The 17427-nt window shown below is 38.6% G+C and carries 19 protein-coding genes; 16 read left to right on the top strand and 3 right to left on the bottom strand.

The features are described 5' to 3' along the window. Positions 1–2 precede the first annotated feature (2 nt). The 8 genes from PAN07_RS10195 to tsf all read left to right on the top strand — a co-directional run bounded on the left by PAN07_RS10195 (position 3) and on the right by tsf (position 7207). Complete coding sequence (locus PAN07_RS10195) at positions 3–830, top strand: energy-coupling factor ABC transporter ATP-binding protein (RefSeq protein ID WP_269797884.1); 828 nt, start codon at positions 3–5, stop codon at positions 828–830. After that, positions 815–1654 (top strand): energy-coupling factor transporter ATPase, encoded by an 840-nt coding sequence (locus PAN07_RS10190; protein WP_269797883.1) that lies wholly within the window; start codon positions 815–817, stop codon positions 1652–1654. The genes PAN07_RS10195 and PAN07_RS10190 overlap by 16 nt, the downstream gene beginning before the upstream one ends. Then, on the top strand, positions 1647–2441 hold the full coding sequence (locus PAN07_RS10185) for an energy-coupling factor transporter transmembrane component T (protein ID WP_269797882.1): 795 nt from the start codon (positions 1647–1649) through the stop codon (positions 2439–2441). The genes PAN07_RS10190 and PAN07_RS10185 overlap by 8 nt, the downstream gene beginning before the upstream one ends. 28 nt (positions 2442–2469) lie before the next feature. Continuing rightward, positions 2470–3291, top strand: coding sequence for a rod shape-determining protein MreC (gene mreC / locus PAN07_RS10180; protein ID WP_269797881.1), 822 nt, complete (start codon positions 2470–2472; stop codon positions 3289–3291). After that, positions 3288–3782 carry a rod shape-determining protein MreD gene (mreD, locus tag PAN07_RS10175; RefSeq protein ID WP_269797880.1) on the top strand — a complete coding sequence of 165 codons (495 nt, stop codon included), beginning with the start codon at positions 3288–3290 and terminating at the stop codon, positions 3780–3782. The genes mreC and mreD overlap by 4 nt, the downstream gene beginning before the upstream one ends. Positions 3783–3873: 91 nt before the next feature. Continuing rightward, the gene (locus PAN07_RS10170; RefSeq protein WP_269797879.1) at positions 3874–5076 is read left to right on the top strand and encodes a CHAP domain-containing protein; all 1203 of its coding nucleotides are present in this window, start codon (positions 3874–3876) and stop codon (positions 5074–5076) included. A 229-nt stretch (positions 5077–5305) separates the two neighbouring features. Continuing rightward, a complete protein-coding gene (gene rpsB / locus PAN07_RS10165; RefSeq protein ID WP_269797878.1) occupies positions 5306–6088 on the top strand; it encodes a 30S ribosomal protein S2 in 783 nt (260 codons plus the stop codon). Between the two features lie 78 nt (positions 6089–6166). After that, positions 6167–7207 (top strand): translation elongation factor Ts, encoded by a 1041-nt coding sequence (gene tsf / locus PAN07_RS10160; protein ID WP_269797877.1) that lies wholly within the window; start codon positions 6167–6169, stop codon positions 7205–7207. A gap of 88 nt (positions 7208–7295) precedes the next feature. Here the strand turns inward: tsf and cysK are convergent, their stop codons facing one another. The 3 genes from cysK to PAN07_RS10145 all read right to left on the bottom strand — a co-directional run bounded on the left by cysK (position 7296) and on the right by PAN07_RS10145 (position 9411). Then, positions 7296–8222 (bottom strand): cysteine synthase A, encoded by a 927-nt coding sequence (gene cysK / locus PAN07_RS10155; protein ID WP_269797876.1) that lies wholly within the window; start codon positions 8220–8222, stop codon positions 7296–7298. Between the two features lie 96 nt (positions 8223–8318). Continuing rightward, positions 8319–8762: a PH domain-containing protein gene (locus PAN07_RS10150; RefSeq protein ID WP_250307860.1), complete on the bottom strand. Its 444-nt coding sequence runs from the start codon at positions 8760–8762 to the stop codon at positions 8319–8321. Positions 8763–8775: 13 nt separating this feature from the next. Further along, positions 8776–9411, bottom strand: a complete 636-nt coding sequence (locus PAN07_RS10145; RefSeq protein ID WP_269797875.1) for a YigZ family protein — start codon at positions 9409–9411, stop codon at positions 8776–8778. Positions 9412–9466: 55 nt separating this feature from the next. Here PAN07_RS10145 and PAN07_RS10140 point away from each other — a divergent pair, with 55 nt between their 5' ends. The 8 genes from PAN07_RS10140 to PAN07_RS10105 all read left to right on the top strand — a co-directional run bounded on the left by PAN07_RS10140 (position 9467) and on the right by PAN07_RS10105 (position 17426). Further along, a complete protein-coding gene (locus PAN07_RS10140) occupies positions 9467–10765 on the top strand; it encodes a DEAD/DEAH box helicase (RefSeq protein WP_269797874.1) in 1299 nt (432 codons plus the stop codon). After that, positions 10762–11424, top strand: a complete 663-nt coding sequence (locus PAN07_RS10135) for a ComF family protein (protein ID WP_269797873.1) — start codon at positions 10762–10764, stop codon at positions 11422–11424. The genes PAN07_RS10140 and PAN07_RS10135 overlap by 4 nt, the downstream gene beginning before the upstream one ends. A 79-nt stretch (positions 11425–11503) precedes the next feature. Next, on the top strand, positions 11504–12052 hold the full coding sequence (raiA, locus tag PAN07_RS10130) for a ribosome-associated translation inhibitor RaiA (RefSeq protein WP_269797872.1): 549 nt from the start codon (positions 11504–11506) through the stop codon (positions 12050–12052). Positions 12053–12269: 217 nt separating this feature from the next. Continuing rightward, positions 12270–13478 carry an acyl-CoA dehydrogenase family protein gene (locus tag PAN07_RS10125; protein WP_269797871.1) on the top strand — a complete coding sequence of 403 codons (1209 nt, stop codon included), beginning with the start codon at positions 12270–12272 and terminating at the stop codon, positions 13476–13478. Between the two features lie 103 nt (positions 13479–13581). Further along, a complete protein-coding gene (locus tag PAN07_RS10120; protein ID WP_075565162.1) occupies positions 13582–14430 on the top strand; it encodes a 3-hydroxybutyryl-CoA dehydrogenase in 849 nt (282 codons plus the stop codon). Between the two features lie 18 nt (positions 14431–14448). Then, positions 14449–15627: an acetyl-CoA C-acetyltransferase gene (locus tag PAN07_RS10115; RefSeq protein ID WP_269797870.1), complete on the top strand. Its 1179-nt coding sequence runs from the start codon at positions 14449–14451 to the stop codon at positions 15625–15627. 277 nt (positions 15628–15904) lie between these two features. Further along, positions 15905–16684, top strand: coding sequence for an enoyl-CoA hydratase-related protein (locus PAN07_RS10110; protein ID WP_269797869.1), 780 nt, complete (start codon positions 15905–15907; stop codon positions 16682–16684). Between the two features lie 16 nt (positions 16685–16700). After that, complete coding sequence (locus tag PAN07_RS10105; RefSeq protein ID WP_269797868.1) at positions 16701–17426, top strand: 3-oxoacid CoA-transferase subunit A; 726 nt, start codon at positions 16701–16703, stop codon at positions 17424–17426. Position 17427 lies beyond the last annotated feature (1 nt).

The following is a 17427-nucleotide window of genomic DNA, read 5'->3' as shown; positions in this document are numbered from 1 at the left end:
AAATGGAAAACATTATTGAAATTAAAGATTTAGCTTTTCGTTACCAAACGAACCAAGATTATTATGATGTTAATCATATATCGTTTCACGTGAAACGTGGAGAGTGGCTATCTATTGTTGGTCACAATGGAAGCGGGAAGTCGACAACAGTTCGCTTGATTGATGGCTTACTCGAGTCTGAATCAGGAGAGATTTGGATAGACGGGGATCTTTTAACTCCTGAAAATGTTTGGGAAAAGAGACGTAAAATTGGGATGGTTTTTCAAAATCCAGATAACCAATTTGTTGGAGCTACCGTGGAAGACGACGTTGCTTTTGGATTGGAAAATCAAGGAATCCCGCTAGACCAAATGAAAGAGCGAGTAACAGAGGCGCTTTCTTTAGTAGGAATGGAAGAATTTCATAAAAAAGAACCTGCTCGTTTGTCTGGTGGGCAAAAACAAAGAGTAGCGATTGCTGGTGTGGTAGCTTTACGCCCTGATATATTGATTTTAGATGAATCAACAAGTATGCTTGATCCAGAGGGTCGATTAGAACTAATCAAAATCGTCCAAGAAATTCGAAATGATCATCAAATGACTGTCATTTCTATTACTCATGATTTGGAAGAAGTCGCCATGAGCGATCGTGTTCTGGTTATGAAAAAGGGTCAAGTCGAGTCAACAAGTAGCCCGAGAGAATTGTTTTCTCGAAGTGATATTGACAAAATTGGCTTAGATCAACCGTTTGTGAACCAATTGAGACAGTCATTACGCGAGAGCGGCTTGAATTTACCCGATTCGTACATGACTGAGGATGAGCTAGAGGAGGCGTTATGGGAATTACTCTAGAAAATGTTAGTTATATTTATCAGAATGGAACGCCGTTTGCCTCTACAGCTCTATCTGATGTTAGTTTAACAATCAAGGATGGTTCTTACACGGCCCTGATTGGACATACAGGGAGTGGAAAGTCGACAATACTACAATTACTGAACGGTTTGTTAGTTCCAACAGATGGGGAAGTTCGTGTCTTTGATACGCTGATTACCCCCACATCGGTAAATAAAGAAATTCGACAAATTCGTAAGCAAGTTGGCTTAGTTTTTCAGTTTGCTGAAAACCAAATTTTTGAAGAGACTGTTCTCAAAGATGTGGCCTTTGGCCCTCAAAACTTTGGAGTTTCTAGAGAAGAAGCAGAGACTATTGCGCGTGAAAAATTAGCCTTGGTCGGGATTGATGAATCCCTCTTTGAACGTAGTCCCTTTGAATTATCAGGTGGACAGATGAGACGTGTAGCAATTGCTGGAATTTTGGCTATGGAGCCTAGAATCTTAGTGTTGGATGAGCCAACAGCGGGACTGGATCCTATAGGTAGAAAAGAGTTGATGAACTTGTTTAAAAAACTCCATCTAGATGGAATAACAATCGTCTTGGTGACACATCTTATGGATGATGTGGCAGAATATGCTGATCAAGTTTATGTAATGGAAAAAGGAAGATTAGTCAAAAGTGGAGAACCAAGCTTTGTTTTTCAAGATATTAATTTTATGGAGAAAATACAGTTAGGTGTTCCCAAAATCACAAGATTTGCACAAAAATTAATTAAACGAGGTGCTACTTTTAAGCAATTACCTATAACGATAGAGGAGTTCAAGGAGTTCATAAATGGATAATATGATTTTAGGTCGATACATACCTGGGGACTCGATTATTCATCGTTTGGATCCTCGAAGTAAGTTATTGGCAATGTTTTTGCTGATTGTTATAAGTTTTTGGGCTAATAATCCTATTACAAATTTGATTCTGTTTGTTGTTACTGGCATTTTTGTTAGTTTATCAGGAGTACCTTTGTCCTTTTTTATAAAAGGTTTGCGTTCAATGTTCTTTCTGATAGCTTTCACAACTATTTTCCAGTTGTTCTTCATATCAGGTGGTCAGGTATTATGGGAAATAGGTTTTATTAAGATTACCAGTCAAGGAGTTGAACAAGCAGGAGTAATCTTTTGTAGGTTTGTATTGATTATCTTTTTCTCGACTTTACTAACCTTGACTACTATGCCACTAAGCTTAGCAACGGCTGTTGAATCCTTGTTAAGTCCTTTGAAGAGATTCAAAGTCCCAGTTCATGAGATAGGGCTCATGCTGTCAATGAGCTTGCGTTTTGTACCAACCTTGATGGATGATACTATTCGAATCATGAATGCTCAAAAGGCGCGTGGAGTTGATTTTGGTGAAGGAAGTATTATTCAAAAGGTAAAAGCAATGATTCCTATTTTGATTCCATTGTTTGCAACTAGTTTGAAACGTGCAGATTCTCTAGCGACTGCTATGGAGGCTAGAGGCTATCAGGGTGGTGTTGGAAGAAGTCAATATCGACAATTAAGTTGGATGAGAAAAGATAGTATTGCCCTCATTTTGATAAGTCTATTGGGAATATTATTATTTATATTAAAATCCTGAAGTAAAGTAAAAAATATAAGGTAGATGTATGAATCGTTTTAAAAAATCAAAGTATATCATCGTCCTATTTTCCGTAGTGATAATTGTTGGAGTATTTTTAGTAACAACAAAATCAAGTACATTTGTGACAAAAGCGAGTGATGGCCTTTCGCTTATTGACAGAATAGTGGAAAAACCATTTCAGTGGTTGTCTTCTGTAAAATCTGATTTAGGACATTTAACAAGAACCTACAATGAAAATGAGACTCTCAAAAGCGAATTCTATCGTATGAAAAAAGAGTCTAATGAATCAGAAAGTCTAAAAGAAGAGAATGAGCAACTACGCCAATTGTTAGAAATGAAGTCAAAATTAAATGCCACCAAGTTGATTGCTACGGATGTGATTATGAGAACTCCCGCTACTTGGAAGCAAGAATTGACAGTTGACGCAGGATCTACAACAGGCGTTACTAACAATATGCTTGTTGTAGCTGGCGGTGGACTTATTGGGAGTGTTGAGAAGGTTGAAGAACATTCAACCATCGTCAATTTATTAACCAATGCTGAAAACACTGAGAAAATTTCAGTAAAAATTCAGCATGAATCTAGTAGCATTTACGGAATTATCGTTGGCTATGATAAGGAAAACGAGTTGCTTAAGATTAGCCAGCTAAATAGCAGTGGTGATATTAGTCAAGGGGACAAGGTAACGACCAGTGGCTTAGGCAACTTTAATGCAGCAGACATTCCTGTTGGGGAAGTAGTTTCTGTGACTCATAGTAGCGATTTTCTAACAAGAGAAGTTATGGTTAAGCTTTATGCTGACTCAATGAATGTGAAGGCTGTAGAGCTAGTGGGGAACCTATCATGAGACAGTTAAAACAGATAGGGATGTTTATTCTTTTACCCCTCATTTTGTTAATAGATAGTCATTTAGGACAATTTGTGAACAGTTTTTTCCCTCATTTTCATATTATTAGTCACTTTATTTTTATATTTCTGTTATTTGAAACGATTGAAGTCTCTGAGTATTTATTTTTGGCCTACTGTTTGGTTCTCGGTGTCATATACGATATTTATTTCTTTCATTTAATAGGATTAGCAAGTCTTCTTTTTATTATTGTAGGTGCTATAGTTTATAAAAATAATTCTGTCATATTGGCAAATAGATGGACTAGAATGTTAGCAATACTAGTGATGACTTTCTTATTTGAATTTGGTGGCTTTATGCTTGCGCAGGCTATTGGATTAACTGCTGAAAGTCTACCATTTTTTATGATCTATAGCTTGGTGCCGACCATGATCTTAAATTTTATTTGGATGTTAGTTTTTCAATTTATTTTTGAAAAAATATATCTATAATAAAGAAATAAAACTGTAATAAAGGCGTAATATTTATTAAGCCTTTTTTTGATATACTAGTAATGTCTTAAAAGAAGGAGTATATACCAATATGAAGAAAAAAATCTTAGCGTCACTTTTATTAAGTACAGTTTTAGTTTCACAAGGAGCAATCCTTTCAACAGTAAAAGCTGACAATACAGATGATAAAATTGCTGCTCAAGATAGCAAAATTAGTTCTTTAACAGCGCAACAAGCAGAAGCCCAAAAGCAAGTTGATCAAATTCAAGAGCAAGTTTCAGCAATTCAAACTGAACAAGAAAAATTACAAGCTGAAAATGAAACTCTACAAGCAGAATCTAAGCAACTTGAAGGAGAAATCACTGAGTTATCAAAAAATATCGTAGCTCGCAATGCTTCTCTTGAAAACCAAGCTCGTAGCGCACAAACTAATGGAACTGCTACAAGTTATATCAACACAATTATTAACTCAAACTCAATCACAGAAGCTATTTCTCGTGTTGCTGCAATGAGTGAAATTGTATCTGCTAACAACAAAATGTTGGAACAACAAAAAGAAGATAAAAAAGCTATTGCTGAAAAACAAGTGGCAAACAACGAAGCCATCAATACAGTTATTGCTAACCAACAAACACTTGCTGACGATGCTCAAGTTTTGACAACAAAACAAGCAGAACTAAAAGTTGCTGAATTGAACCTTGCAGCTGAGAAAGCAACAGCCGAGAGTGAAAAAGCTAGTCTCTTAGAGAAAAAAGCAGCGGCAGAAGCTGAAGCAAAAGCAGCAGCTGAAGCAGAAGCGGCTTACAAAGCTCAACAAGCTAGTCAACGTCAATCTGTAGTCGCGTCTGCTAATACTACACTAGTAGCACAAGTACAAGCTACAGCGGTATCTTCTTCGTCTGCATCATCTGAGGAAGAAGCACCAACACCTGTTGCAACACCAGCACCAGCAAAACAACGTCCTACGTACAGCACCAACGCTTCAAGCTATCCAGTTGGAGAATGTACATGGGGAGCTAAAACATTAGCCCCTTGGGCTGGAGACTACTGGGGTAACGGAGGACAGTGGGCTGCAAGTGCAGCAGCTGCAGGCTTCCGTACAGGTTCTACACCGCAAGTAGGAGCTATCGCTTGTTGGAATGATGGTGGTTATGGACACGTTGCAGTCGTTACAGCTGTCGAATCTGCATCACGTATCCAAGTATCAGAATCAAACTACGGTGGAAACCGTACAATCGGAAATCACCGTGGATGGTTTAATCCAGGTGCAGTAACATACATCTATCCAAACTAAAAAATACTGAGACTCGTATTGAGTCTCTTTTTTATTTTTATCTGGCAAAGATGACCATATTAATAGAAAATAATCTAAAAAACTTGAAAAATAGGATAAACTATGGTAGAATGAAACTTGTCGTGTAAACGATAATACTCATTCTTGATGAATTGTGAAACTGTTGCCTTTGGGTTGTTTTGCAAGTTGAAATCGAGGAGAGGAAAAAAACAAAAAAGGAGAAATACTCATGGCAGTAATTTCAATGAAACAACTTCTTGAGGCTGGTGTACACTTTGGTCACCAAACTCGTCGCTGGAACCCTAAGATGGCTAAGTACATCTTCACTGAACGTAACGGAATCCACGTTATCGACTTGCAACAAACTGTAAAATATGCTGACCAAGCATACGACTTTATGCGTGATGCTGCAGCTAACGATGCAGTTGTATTGTTTGTTGGTACTAAGAAACAAGCCGCTGATGCAGTTGCAGAAGAAGCTGTTCGTGCTGGTCAATACTTCATCAACCACCGTTGGTTGGGTGGAACTCTTACAAACTGGGGAACAATCCAAAAACGTATCGCTCGTTTGAAAGAAATCAAACGTATGGAAGAAGAAGGAATCTTTGATGTTCTTCCTAAGAAAGAAGTTGCACTTCTTAACAAACAACGTGCACGTCTTGAAAAATTCTTGGGAGGTATCGAAGACATGCCTCGTATCCCAGACGTAATGTACGTAGTTGACCCACATAAAGAGCAAATCGCTGTTAAAGAAGCTAAAAAATTGGGTATCCCAGTTGTTGCGATGGTTGACACAAACACTGATCCAGACGATATCGATGTAATCATCCCAGCTAACGATGATGCTATCCGCGCAGTTAAGTTGATTACAGCTAAATTGGCAGACGCTATCATCGAAGGTCGTCAAGGTGAAGATGCTGTAGCAGCAGTTGAAGCGGAATTTGCAGCTTCAGAAGCTCAAGCAGACTCAATCGAAGAAATCGTTGAAGTTGTTGAAGGCGACAACGCTTAATTTAGATAAATAGTAATTACCTAGGAGGGCGGGGCTTAGCCCGGCTCTCCTATTTTTAAAAAATATAGGAGAATCAAAATGGCAGAAATTACAGCTAAACTTGTTAAAGAGTTGCGTGAAAAATCTGGTGCTGGTGTTATGGACGCTAAAAAAGCATTGGTTGAAGTGGAAGGCGATATCGAAAAAGCGATTGAATTGCTTCGAGAAAAAGGTATGGCAAAAGCAGCTAAGAAAGCTGACCGTGTTGCTGCAGAAGGTTTGACTGGTGTTTATGTTGACGGTAACGTTGCAGCAGTTGTTGAAGTAAATGCTGAAACTGACTTCGTTGCGAAAAACGCTCAATTCGTTGAATTGGTAAATGTAACTGCAAAAGTAATTGCTGAAGGAAAACCAGCTAACAACGAAGAGGCTCTTGCTTTGACAATGCCTTCAGGTGAAACTCTTGAAGCAGCTTATGTGTCTGCAACAGCAACTATCGGAGAAAAAATCTCATTCCGCCGCTTTGCTTTGATTGAAAAAACAGATGCACAACACTTCGGTGCTTACCAACACAACGGCGGACGTATCGGTGTTATCTCTGTAATCGAAGGTGGAGACGAAGCACTTGCTAAACAAATCTCAATGCATATTGCTGCAATGAAACCAACAGTTCTTTCATACAAAGAATTGGATCCTCAATTCGTTAAAGATGAGTTGGCACAATTGAACCACGTAATCGATCAAGATAACGAAAGCCGCGCTATGGTTAACAAACCAGCACTTCCACACTTGGCATATGGATCTAAAGCTCAATTGACTGATGAAGTTATTGCTAAAGCTGAAGAAGATATCAAAGCTGAGTTGGCTGCAGAAGGTAAACCAGAAAAAATCTGGGATAAAATCATTCCAGGTAAAATGGATCGCTTCATGCTTGACAACACTAAAGTTGACCAAGCATACACACTTCTTGCACAAGTCTACATCATGGATGACAGCAAGACAGTTGAAGCATACCTTGAATCAGTTAACGCTTCAGTAGTTGAGTTCGCTCGCTTTGAAGTTGGTGAAGGTATCGAGAAAGCTGCAAATGACTTTGAAGCTGAAGTTGCAGCTACGATGGCAGCAGCTTTGAATAACTAATAATAAAAAGAGGAAGCAGATTTGCTTCCTTTTTCTTTTATAAAAAAATTAAAAAGCCCTTTAACAAGGGCTTGGTGTATTTAGGAGACTAGACTTCAAACTCATAGAGTGCTGTAGATAGGTAACGCTCTCCATTATCTGGTGCAAGTGCTAGAACTTTTTTACCTGCCCCAAGTTTTTTAGCAACTTCGATTGCTGCATAGATAGCTGCGGCAGAAGAAATACCTACCAAGAAACCTTCTTTTCCACCGATTTCACGGCCAAGGGCTAAAGCATTGTCTGATGTTACGCGAACGATACCATCGTAAGCTTTCGTATCAAGTGTTTCTGGAATGAATCCTGCAGATATACCTTGAATTTTGTGAGGTCCTGGTTTTTCACCTGATAAGATTGCTGACTCGTCTGCCTCAACTGCAAAAACTTGAATGTCTGAATTAGCCGATTTAAGAGCATGGGAGACACCAGAAATAGTTCCTCCAGTACCAACACCAGCAACAAAGGCATCTAAACCATCACCTCCGAAAGCAGCTAGAATTTCAGCTCCTGTTGTTCTTTCGTGGACAGCTGGATTAGCTGGGTTGTTAAATTGTAACGGAAGGAAACCATCGCGCTCAGCAGCAATTTCCTGTGCTTTTGCAATCGCACCTTTCATTCCTTCGCTACCTGGAGTGAGGACTAGTTCAGCACCATAAGCTTGGATGATTTTACGGCGTTCAACACTCATTGTTTCAGGCATAACGATGACAACTTTGTAACCTTTAGCAGCACCGACCCATGAAAGACCGATACCAGTGTTACCACTTGTTGCTTCCACAATGGTAGAACCTGGTTTGAGTTTACCCTCTTGTTCTGCTTTTTCAATCATGCTAAGAGCAATGCGGTCTTTAACTGAGGAACCAGGATTAAAGGCCTCCAGTTTTACATAAACATCTGCAGCGCCTTCTGGTACGATATGATTTAGTTTGACAATAGGAGTCTGTCCCACTAGTTCAGTAATATTATTGTATATAGCCATGTGAATACCTCTTTTTGTAAGTTGTACCTAGTATAACCCTATCTAGACTATTTGTAAAATATAGAAATCCTATCGAAGTGATAGGATTTTTTTATATCAATGATCTAAACCGTTAATTCTCAGACGGTTTTGGTAAGCTAGTTCTAACAAATAAGTATAGAGTGGAACAAGATCGGATTTCTTTGGAAATTCAAATTTGAGAGAGTTCGAGTGCTCACGATGAGCTTTTAGGAAGACGTTTTCTAGATAAGTAATAGTCATTTCACTGTCATCGATCCCAACACCAGCGGTTTCCAATTCAACATTGACAATGTTCATGAGGAAGATGGATTTGACAGATACTTTTTTCCCAGTAGCACCCTGTTTGTCTGTAAAAATAATACGAATGTTTGTAAAGATGATTGCATCACGAATGAGCTTATACCCAATCTGGATTTCTTCATTTTCTAGTAGATATTGACCATACTCTTTCGTTAGAGTTTCTTTGTTTTGTTCGCTAAAATTTCCAGCAAGTCCATTGATTAATTTTCCGAATACCATATTTTTCTCCTTTTTAAGCTAAGTCAACAGGAACTTCGATTTCTCGTAAACCTTGGTCAGTTAAGGTGACTTTTCCATTGAAAAACTCGATAAGGGCAACTTTGATGCCTTCTTTCTCTTCTTTATCAACAAAAATTATCGTTTCAACTTGATCCGTAAAGCTTGTCTCCAGCTCCATAAGGTTATGTTCTTTAAGAAAATTTCCATATTCTTGATATTGAGCATAAGTCATTTGAATCTGAATTCCTGCTTGCTCTTTGATTTCAATGATGCTAATTTCTTTGACAGCCAAGGCGACACTTCCTGCATAAGCGCGAATGAGGCCTCCGGCACCCAACTTAATACCACCAAAATATCGGGTAACAACTACACAGATATTAGTAAGATTGTGGTTTTCTAGAACTCCTAGCATAGGGACACCGGCAGTGCCGCTTGGTTCTCCGTCGTCACTGGTTCGTTTGATTTCACTTCGTTCGCCGATTATAAAGGCAGAGCAGTTATGAGTAGCCTTGTAGTGTTCTTTTTTGATAGCAGTAATAAAGTCACGCGCCTCTTCCTCACTATAGACACGCTTTGCATGGCAAATAAAGCGAGACTTTTTGATTTCTTCTTGGACTTGTCCGTCCTCTTTAATTGTTCTAAATTCCATGGTTTTATTGTACTAAAAAATAGTATAAATCGCTAGTTTTTCCGAACATATAAGTATGAAAGTTAATCCAAATTACCTTGGTCGTCTATTTACTGAACAAGAATTGAGTATCGAAGAGCGGCAACTGGCTAGACTGCTTCCTTCTATGAGAAGAGAGAAAGGACAACTAGTTTGTCAGCGTTGTGGCAGCATGGTTGAGGAAGAGTGGCATCTGCCTGTTGGAGCCTTTTATTGTCGAGAGTGTTTGATTATGAAGAGAGTTAGAAGTGATGAGTCCCTTTATTATTTCCCTCAAGAAGATTTTCCGAGACAAGATGTTCTCAACTGGTCTGGACAATTAACGCCTTTTCAAGAACAGGTGTCAAAGGGTTTGCTCCAAGCAGTAGATAAGAAGGAACCTAGCTTAGTTCATGCAGTTACGGGCGCTGGAAAGACAGAGATGATCTACCAAGTTGTTGCTAAAGTAATTAATAGGGGTGGAGCAGTCTGTCTGGCAAGTCCAAGAATAGATGTCTGCTTGGAGTTATATAAGCGGCTACAGAGTGATTTTACCTGTAAAATTTCTCTACTACATGGTGAATCAGAGCCCTACTTTCGGACTCCCTTAGTGGTTGCTACAACACATCAGTTACTAAAATTCTATCAAGCTTTTGATTTATTAATAGTTGATGAAGTGGATGCTTTTCCTTATGTAGACAATCCCATACTGTATCATGCTGTCAATAACTGTGTAAAAGAGAGTGGTTTGAAAATTTTTTTGACGGCTACTTCTACAGATGAGTTGGATAAGAAGGTCAAGCAAGGGGAATTAAAGCGTCTTAGTCTACCACGCCGTTTTCATGGCAATCCTTTAGTTATTCCAAAGCCAGTTTGGTTATCTAACTTCGATAAACATTTACAAAAAAATCGTTTAGTATCCAAATTAAGGCGTTATATTGAGAAACAAAGAGAGACGGCTTATCCTTTACTGATTTTTGCATCAGAGATTGAAAAAGGAGAAAGGCTAAAGGAAATCTTACAGCGTGCCTTTCCCAATGAGAAAATTGGTTTTGTTTCTTCTGCTACAGAGGACCGTTTGCAACAAGTACAAGCCTTTCGAGATAGAGAGCTGACTATTTTGATAAGTACAACCATCCTAGAACGCGGGGTTACTTTCCCGTGTGTGGATGTTTTTGTAGTAGAAGCTAATCACCAACTCTTTACCAAGTCTAGTTTAATCCAAATTGGAGGACGAGTGGGGAGAAGTATGGATCGTCCTACAGGTCAACTTATCTTCTTTCATGATGGGATAAATAGATCTATCAAGAAAGCTATAAAGGAAGTCAAAGAGATGAATCAGGAGGCAAGTCTATGAAATGTCTAATATGTGGAAAAGATTTAGAAACTGAGTTATCATTCACAAGTTTATTGCTTCTCAAAAAAGAAGAGACATATACCTGCTCCGCTTGTTTTAATCATTTTGAAAGAATTAGTCCTGAACACTGCCCAACGTGTTTTAAGGAGGGGGAGACAAGTCCCTGTCAGGATTGTCAGTATTGGTATAAAGAAGGGACTCAAGTAGAGCATGAAGCTGTTTTTACCTATAATGAAGCCATGAAGGATTATTTTCATAGATATAAATTTGATGGAGATTATCTATTAAGGAAGGTATTTACAAAAGTTCTTTACCAAAAATTTCAAAAATATAAAGATTATCAGCTTGTGCTTATTCCTCTAAGCAAGGAGAGATTACAGCAAAGGGGGTTTAATCAAGTAGAAGGTTTAATTGAGGGAACAGGGCTTTCTTATTACAATATTATTGACAAAAAAGAAGTTAAAGCCAGTTCATCTATGAACCGAGCAGACCGTTTGCAAGTAGAAAACCCCTTTGTAATCAAAGAGGGAGTAAAGATTCCAGAAAAGATTTTATTATTTGATGATATTTATACAACAGGTGCTACAATAAATCGTATTAAAAAAATGTTGATAGAAGCTGGTTGTCAGAAAATTAAAACATTTTCCCTCGTAAGATGAGGAAAAAGATTGCAAAAAAAATATGAAAGCGTTATAATAAATGTAGAAAAACAAATATGTTTAGAAAGAAGGTACTTATATGATTAAATATAGTATCCGTGGTGAAAACCTAGAAGTAACTGAAGCAATTCGTGATTATGTAGTTTCTAAACTCGAAAAGATCGAAAAATACTTCCAAGCAGATCAAGAATTAGATGCGCGTGTCAACTTGAAAGTCTATCGTGAAAAAACTGCTAAGGTAGAAGTAACGATTCCACTTGGTTCTATTACCCTTCGTGCAGAAGATGTTTCTCAGGATATGTATGGATCTATCGACCTAGTGACAGATAAGATTGAACGTCAAATCCGTAAAAACAAAACAAAGATTGAGCGTAAAAACAGAAATAAAGTATCTACAAGCCAACTCTTCACAGATGCCTTGGTTGAAGATACAGATACATCACAACCAAAAGTTGTTCGTTCAAAACAAATTGATTTGAAACCAATGGACTTAGAAGAAGCCATTCTACAAATGGACTTGCTAGGGCATGATTTCTTCATCTACGTAGATGTTGAAGATGAATCAACAAATGTAATCTATCGTCGTGAAGATGGAGATATCGGTCTTCTCGAAGTAAAAGAATCATAAGATATTATCGTGTAAATATATAAGTGGGCTGTTGAAAACAGCCCACTTATTTGATTTTACAAAGATATAAGTTAGAGTATTAACTCAACTTATAGGGACATTTACTTTAATTAAGTAGACAAAAGAAAGCGCTTTAAGTTAAAATAGTCATGTCAACAAATATTGAGCGCAAAAATGTAAGCGCTCTAAAATTAATTTATTACAAAGGAGTCCACAGATGGCAACTAAAGAAGAAATCTTGCGCGAATTATATCCAGAGGATCTATTCCACTATGCAGATGGTTTAACATTGGGAGAAGCAGAAGTTTTACAAGAAACTCGTCGTTTGATTGAAAAACACCTTCGTCCTGTAATTAATGAATATTGGGAAGCACCTGATTTCCCATTCGAACAATTTTACGCTGTAGCAAAAGGCGCACAAATCATGAACAACCCTAAATTGTTCGAAGGAAGAGAAGGAAGCTACAAACCATCAGAACTTTACATCGCATTCTTGTACCTTGAATTAGGTCGTTTCGATGCTTCTATGGCAACATTCTTCACAGTACATGGTGGACTTTGCTACAACACAATCTTGCTTGGTGGTGATGAGCGTCAACAAAAAGAATTCCTTCCTAAATTGGCTGCATTTGACTGGCAAGGATGTTTCGCTTTGACTGAGCCATTGTCAGGTTCTGACATCGCTGGTGGTCTTGCTACAACAGCTGAGCGCGTTGGAGATAAATGGATCTTGAACGGTGAAAAACGTTGGATCGGTGGATCAGACACAGCTGACGTTGTTCCAGTATTCGCTCGCGACGTTGAAGATGGACGCGTGAAATGTTTCATCGTTCGTAAAGGTGCTCCAGGATACCACGCTGAGCCAATTCCTCACAAAGCTGCTCTTCGTTGCGTACGTAATGGTCACATTACTATGAAGAATGTTGAAGTTCCAGATTCAGACCGTTTGGTAAACATTAACGGTTTTGCTGATGTAGCTCGTATCTTGACATTTACTCGTGCTGACGTTGCTCACATTGCAACTGCAATCACTTGTGGTTCATTTGTTGCAGCTCTTAAATATGCTAAAGACCGTCAACAATTCAAACGTCCAATCGCTTCATTCCAGATCGTTCAAGAAAAATTGGCTAGAATGCAAGCTAACGCTGTAGCAGCACTTTCTTACTCAGCACGTATCGCAGAAATGCAAGAAGCTGGTAACGAATTGATGCTTAACTCTGCACTTGCTAAAATGCATAACTCATTGGTAATGCGTGAAACAGTTGCTCTTGCACGTGAAACATGTGGTGGTAACGGAATCACTCTTGAAACTGACGTAGCTCGCTTCTTCGCAGATGCTGAAGCAATTTACACTTACGAAGGTTCTCACGAAGTGAACGCATTGATCGTTGGTCGTGAACTCACTGGTATCGGTGCATTCGTATAATTCGTATAATAATGAATTTGGAACGGTTGCTTAGCATTTGCTGAAAGACCGTTCCGATTCTTTCTTTATAAACTTTATATATTAAAATTAAGAGGAGAAAATAATGAGTATTTCTAAAGTAATGATCATTGGTTCTGGTCAAATGGGAGGCGGAATCGCGCAAGTATTCGCTCAATCTGGTTTTACAGTATACCTTAATGACATTAAAGAAGAATTTGTACAAAGAGGGATTGATAACATCTCTAAACAATTGGCTCGTTCAGTAGAAAAAGGACGTATGTCAGAAGAAGAAAAAGGAAAAATCTTGGGTAACTTGATCCCTTCAACTTCTTACGAAGATGCTAAAAACGTTCAATTGGTTATTGAAGCAGCTACAGAAAACAGAGATATCAAACTCAGCATCTTTAAACAATTGGATGAAATCACTGCTCCTGAAACAATTTTGGCTTCTAACACATCATCTCTATCTATTACTGATATTGCTGCGGCTACAGTTCATCAAGAACGTGTAATTGGTATGCACTTCTTCAACCCAGCACCAGTTATGAAGTTGGTTGAAGTCATTCGTGCTCTTCAAACTTCAGATGAAGTTGTAAAAGCAGTTCGTGAATTGACTGAAAAAATTGGTAAAACTGCAGTTGATGTTAAAGACTCTTATGGATTCGTTGTTAACCGTGTGTTGATCCCAATGATTAATGAAGCTATCTTTATCCTTGGTGAAGGTGTTGCTTCTGCAGAAGAAATTGATGAAGCTATGAAATTGGGTGCAAACCATCCAATTGGCCCATTGGCACTTGCTGACTTGATCGGATTGGATGTATGTTTGGCAATCATGGGAGTATTGAATAACGGCTTCGGTGATCCTAAATACCGTCCAGCACCACTATTGAAGAAAATGGTTGAAGCTGGTAAACTAGGTCGTAAGACTAAAGAAGGATTCTTTAAATACTAAGATTATAAGGAGCAAATAATGAAAGAAGCAGTTATTGTTGCAGCGGTTCGTACACCTCTAGGTGCTTTCGGTGGAAGCTTGAAAGATGTTTCTGCTGTTGATCTAGGAAGTTTAGTTATCAAAAGCGCAATCGAAAGAGCTAACTTGAAACCAGAACAAGTTGATGAAGTTATCATGGGTAACGTTCTTGGCGCAGGCCTTGGACAAAACGTTGCACGTCAAATGAGTGTTAACGCGGGTATCCCAGTTGCTTCTCCAGCATTCACTATTAACAAAGTTTGTGGATCTGGTTTGAAAGCAGTTCAGTTGGCAGCTCAAGCAGTATTGTGCGGAGATGCAGATATTGTTGTAGCCGGTGGTGCAGAAAACATGAGTCAAGCTCCTTACGTTGTTCAAAACCAACGTTGGGGATCTCGTATGGGAGACTCTAAAGTAGTAGATACTATGCTTCGCGATGGTTTGACAGATGGTTTCGAAGGTTTCCACATGGGTATTACAGCTGAAAACGTTGCTGAACAATACGGAATCACTCGTGAAGATCAAGATAACTTTGCTGTACAATCACAACAACGTGCAGTTGCTGCAATCGAAGCTGGACGCTTTAAAGAAGAAATCGTTCCAGTTGAAATTCCACAACGCCGTGGAGAGCCTATTGTATTTGATACAGATGAGTTCCCAAGAAAAGACGCTTCATTTGAAGGGCTTTCTAAACTTCGTCCAGTATTCAAGAAAGATGGTACTGTAACAGCTGGTAATGCTTCAGGTATCAATGATGGTGCAGCAGCAGTCGTAGTTATGAGTGCTGAAAAAGCTAAAGAATTGGGAGTTCCAGTATTGGCAACTATCAAATCTTACGCAAGCGCTGGTCTTGATCCAAAAGTTATGGGTTGTGGTCCAATCTATGCATCTCGTAAAGCACTTGAAAAAGGTGGATTTACAGTTGCAGATCTTGACTTGGTAGAATCAAACGAAGCATTTGCGGCTCAAGCATGTGCAGTTGGTAAAGAACTAGGTCTTGACCCAGAAAAAGTAAACGTTAACGGTGGAGCTATCGCTCTTGGACACCCAATCGGTGCTTCAGGATGCCGTATCTTGGTTACTCTTCTTCACGAAATGGAAAAACGTGATGCAAAACGTGGTCTTGCTACACTTTGTATCGGTGGAGGAATGGGTACTGCAGTTATCGTAGAACGTTAATTCCTACTTTATTCGATTGACTAAAATGTATTATATCTTACCTGAAATCTCCTCGGAGAATTTCGGGTAAGATATTTTTTATTCTAAATAATTAGAAGTCTAAAGTATCAAAATAAAAGCGCTTTCCTATAAGATAAACTTATAGTTCCAAGCATAAATACTAAGTGGACGGTTGTTAATAAATAAGGTATTATTATAATGTAAGCACTTACATTGGTATCAGTATTTGTTGACGCAGTACTCTATACTCAAAATAACTTAAAGTAGGAGGAGAATAATGAGTAATACAGTTTTATTAGAGGTTAAAGATGGTATCGGTTATATCACCATTAACCGCCCAGCAGCTTTGAACGCGTTGAGTTCAGAGGTTTTGACGGATTTAAATCTTGTTTTGGATGAAGTAGAAAAACATGAAGACATCCGTGTTGTTATTTTGACTGGCCAAGGTGATAAAGCATTTGTTGCAGGGGCTGATATTAAGGAAATGGACCAAATGTCTCCAATTCAAGCCTTCGAATACATGACATATGCCAATGATACATTTACCCGTCTGTCTGATCTTACTCAACCGACTATTGCAGTTCTTAATGGATATGCTTTGGGAGGCGGTTTGGAGCTTGCACTCTCAACGGATATTAGAATTGGCTTTGAAAAGACGATGGTAGGATTCCCTGAAGTTGGCTTGGGTATCATTCCTGGTTTCGCAGGAACACAAAGAATGTCTCGTTTGATCGGTACTAGCAAGACAAAAGAATTGATCTACACTGCTAGAATCGTCAAAGGAAATGAAGCCTATGACCTAGGAATTTTGAACAAACTTGTTCCAGCTGAGGAATTATTGTCATCTGCTGAAGAACTAGCTAAAAGTATCATGAAAAATGCTCCGTTGGCTGTTGAAAAAGCTAAGCATGTCATTCAAGTTGGTTCAGAACTTCCTCTTAAGAATGCAATTCGTTTAGAGACAGAAGCTGAAGCTCTTCTCTTCTCTACTGAAGACAAAGTTGAAGGAATGCGTGCTTTTGTTGAAAAACGTAAAGCCGTGTTCAACCGTAAATAAAAATTGAGGTGTTAGTATGAAAGCTGTTTTATCATTACAAGAAGCTATTTCTAAAGTAAAACCTGGTGATGTCGTAGGGATTTCAGGATTCCTTGCTGTTGGTGAACCTTTGGAGTTAATCGAAGAGTTGGTTAGACAAAATCAACAAGATTTGACTTTGGTTTCAGTTGTTACTTCACATCCAGGTAAAGAAGTGGGTGTTGGACGCCTTTGTGAAAACCACCAAGTTAAAAAATATATTGCTGCCCACGTTGGTACATCTCCTGCTGCTCAAAAAGCATACTTTAGTGGAGAAATGGAAGTGGAATTCACTCCAATGGGTACTGTTGTTGAACGTCTTCACGCTGGTGGAGCAGGTCTTGGAGGAGTTTTGACACCGACAGGAGTTGGTACTATTTTAGAAAATGAACATGAAAAAGTAGTTCGCAATGGTCGCGAGTACCTCATTTATGACCCGCTAAAACTTGACGTAGCATTGATTAAAGCTACAAAAGCTGATAAGTACGGAAACTTGTACATTGATGGTACAACTAAGAACATTTCATTGCAACTAGCTCTTGCAGCAGATACAGTTATCGTTGAAACAAATGAAATTGTTGAAGTTGGTGAAATTAAACCGGATGACATCTATATTCCAGGTATCCTTGTTGACTATGTAGTCCAAGGCTTAACTCCAGAAGAACACCACAAGATGATGGGTGACCTCTGGACAGAGACTAATAAATTAGCGGGGGTAAAGTAAT

Source organism: Streptococcus sp. SM5 (assembly GCF_027497975.1).
The sequence above is the reverse complement of the archived record's forward strand: the minus strand, read 5'-3'. Positions and strand labels throughout refer to the sequence as shown.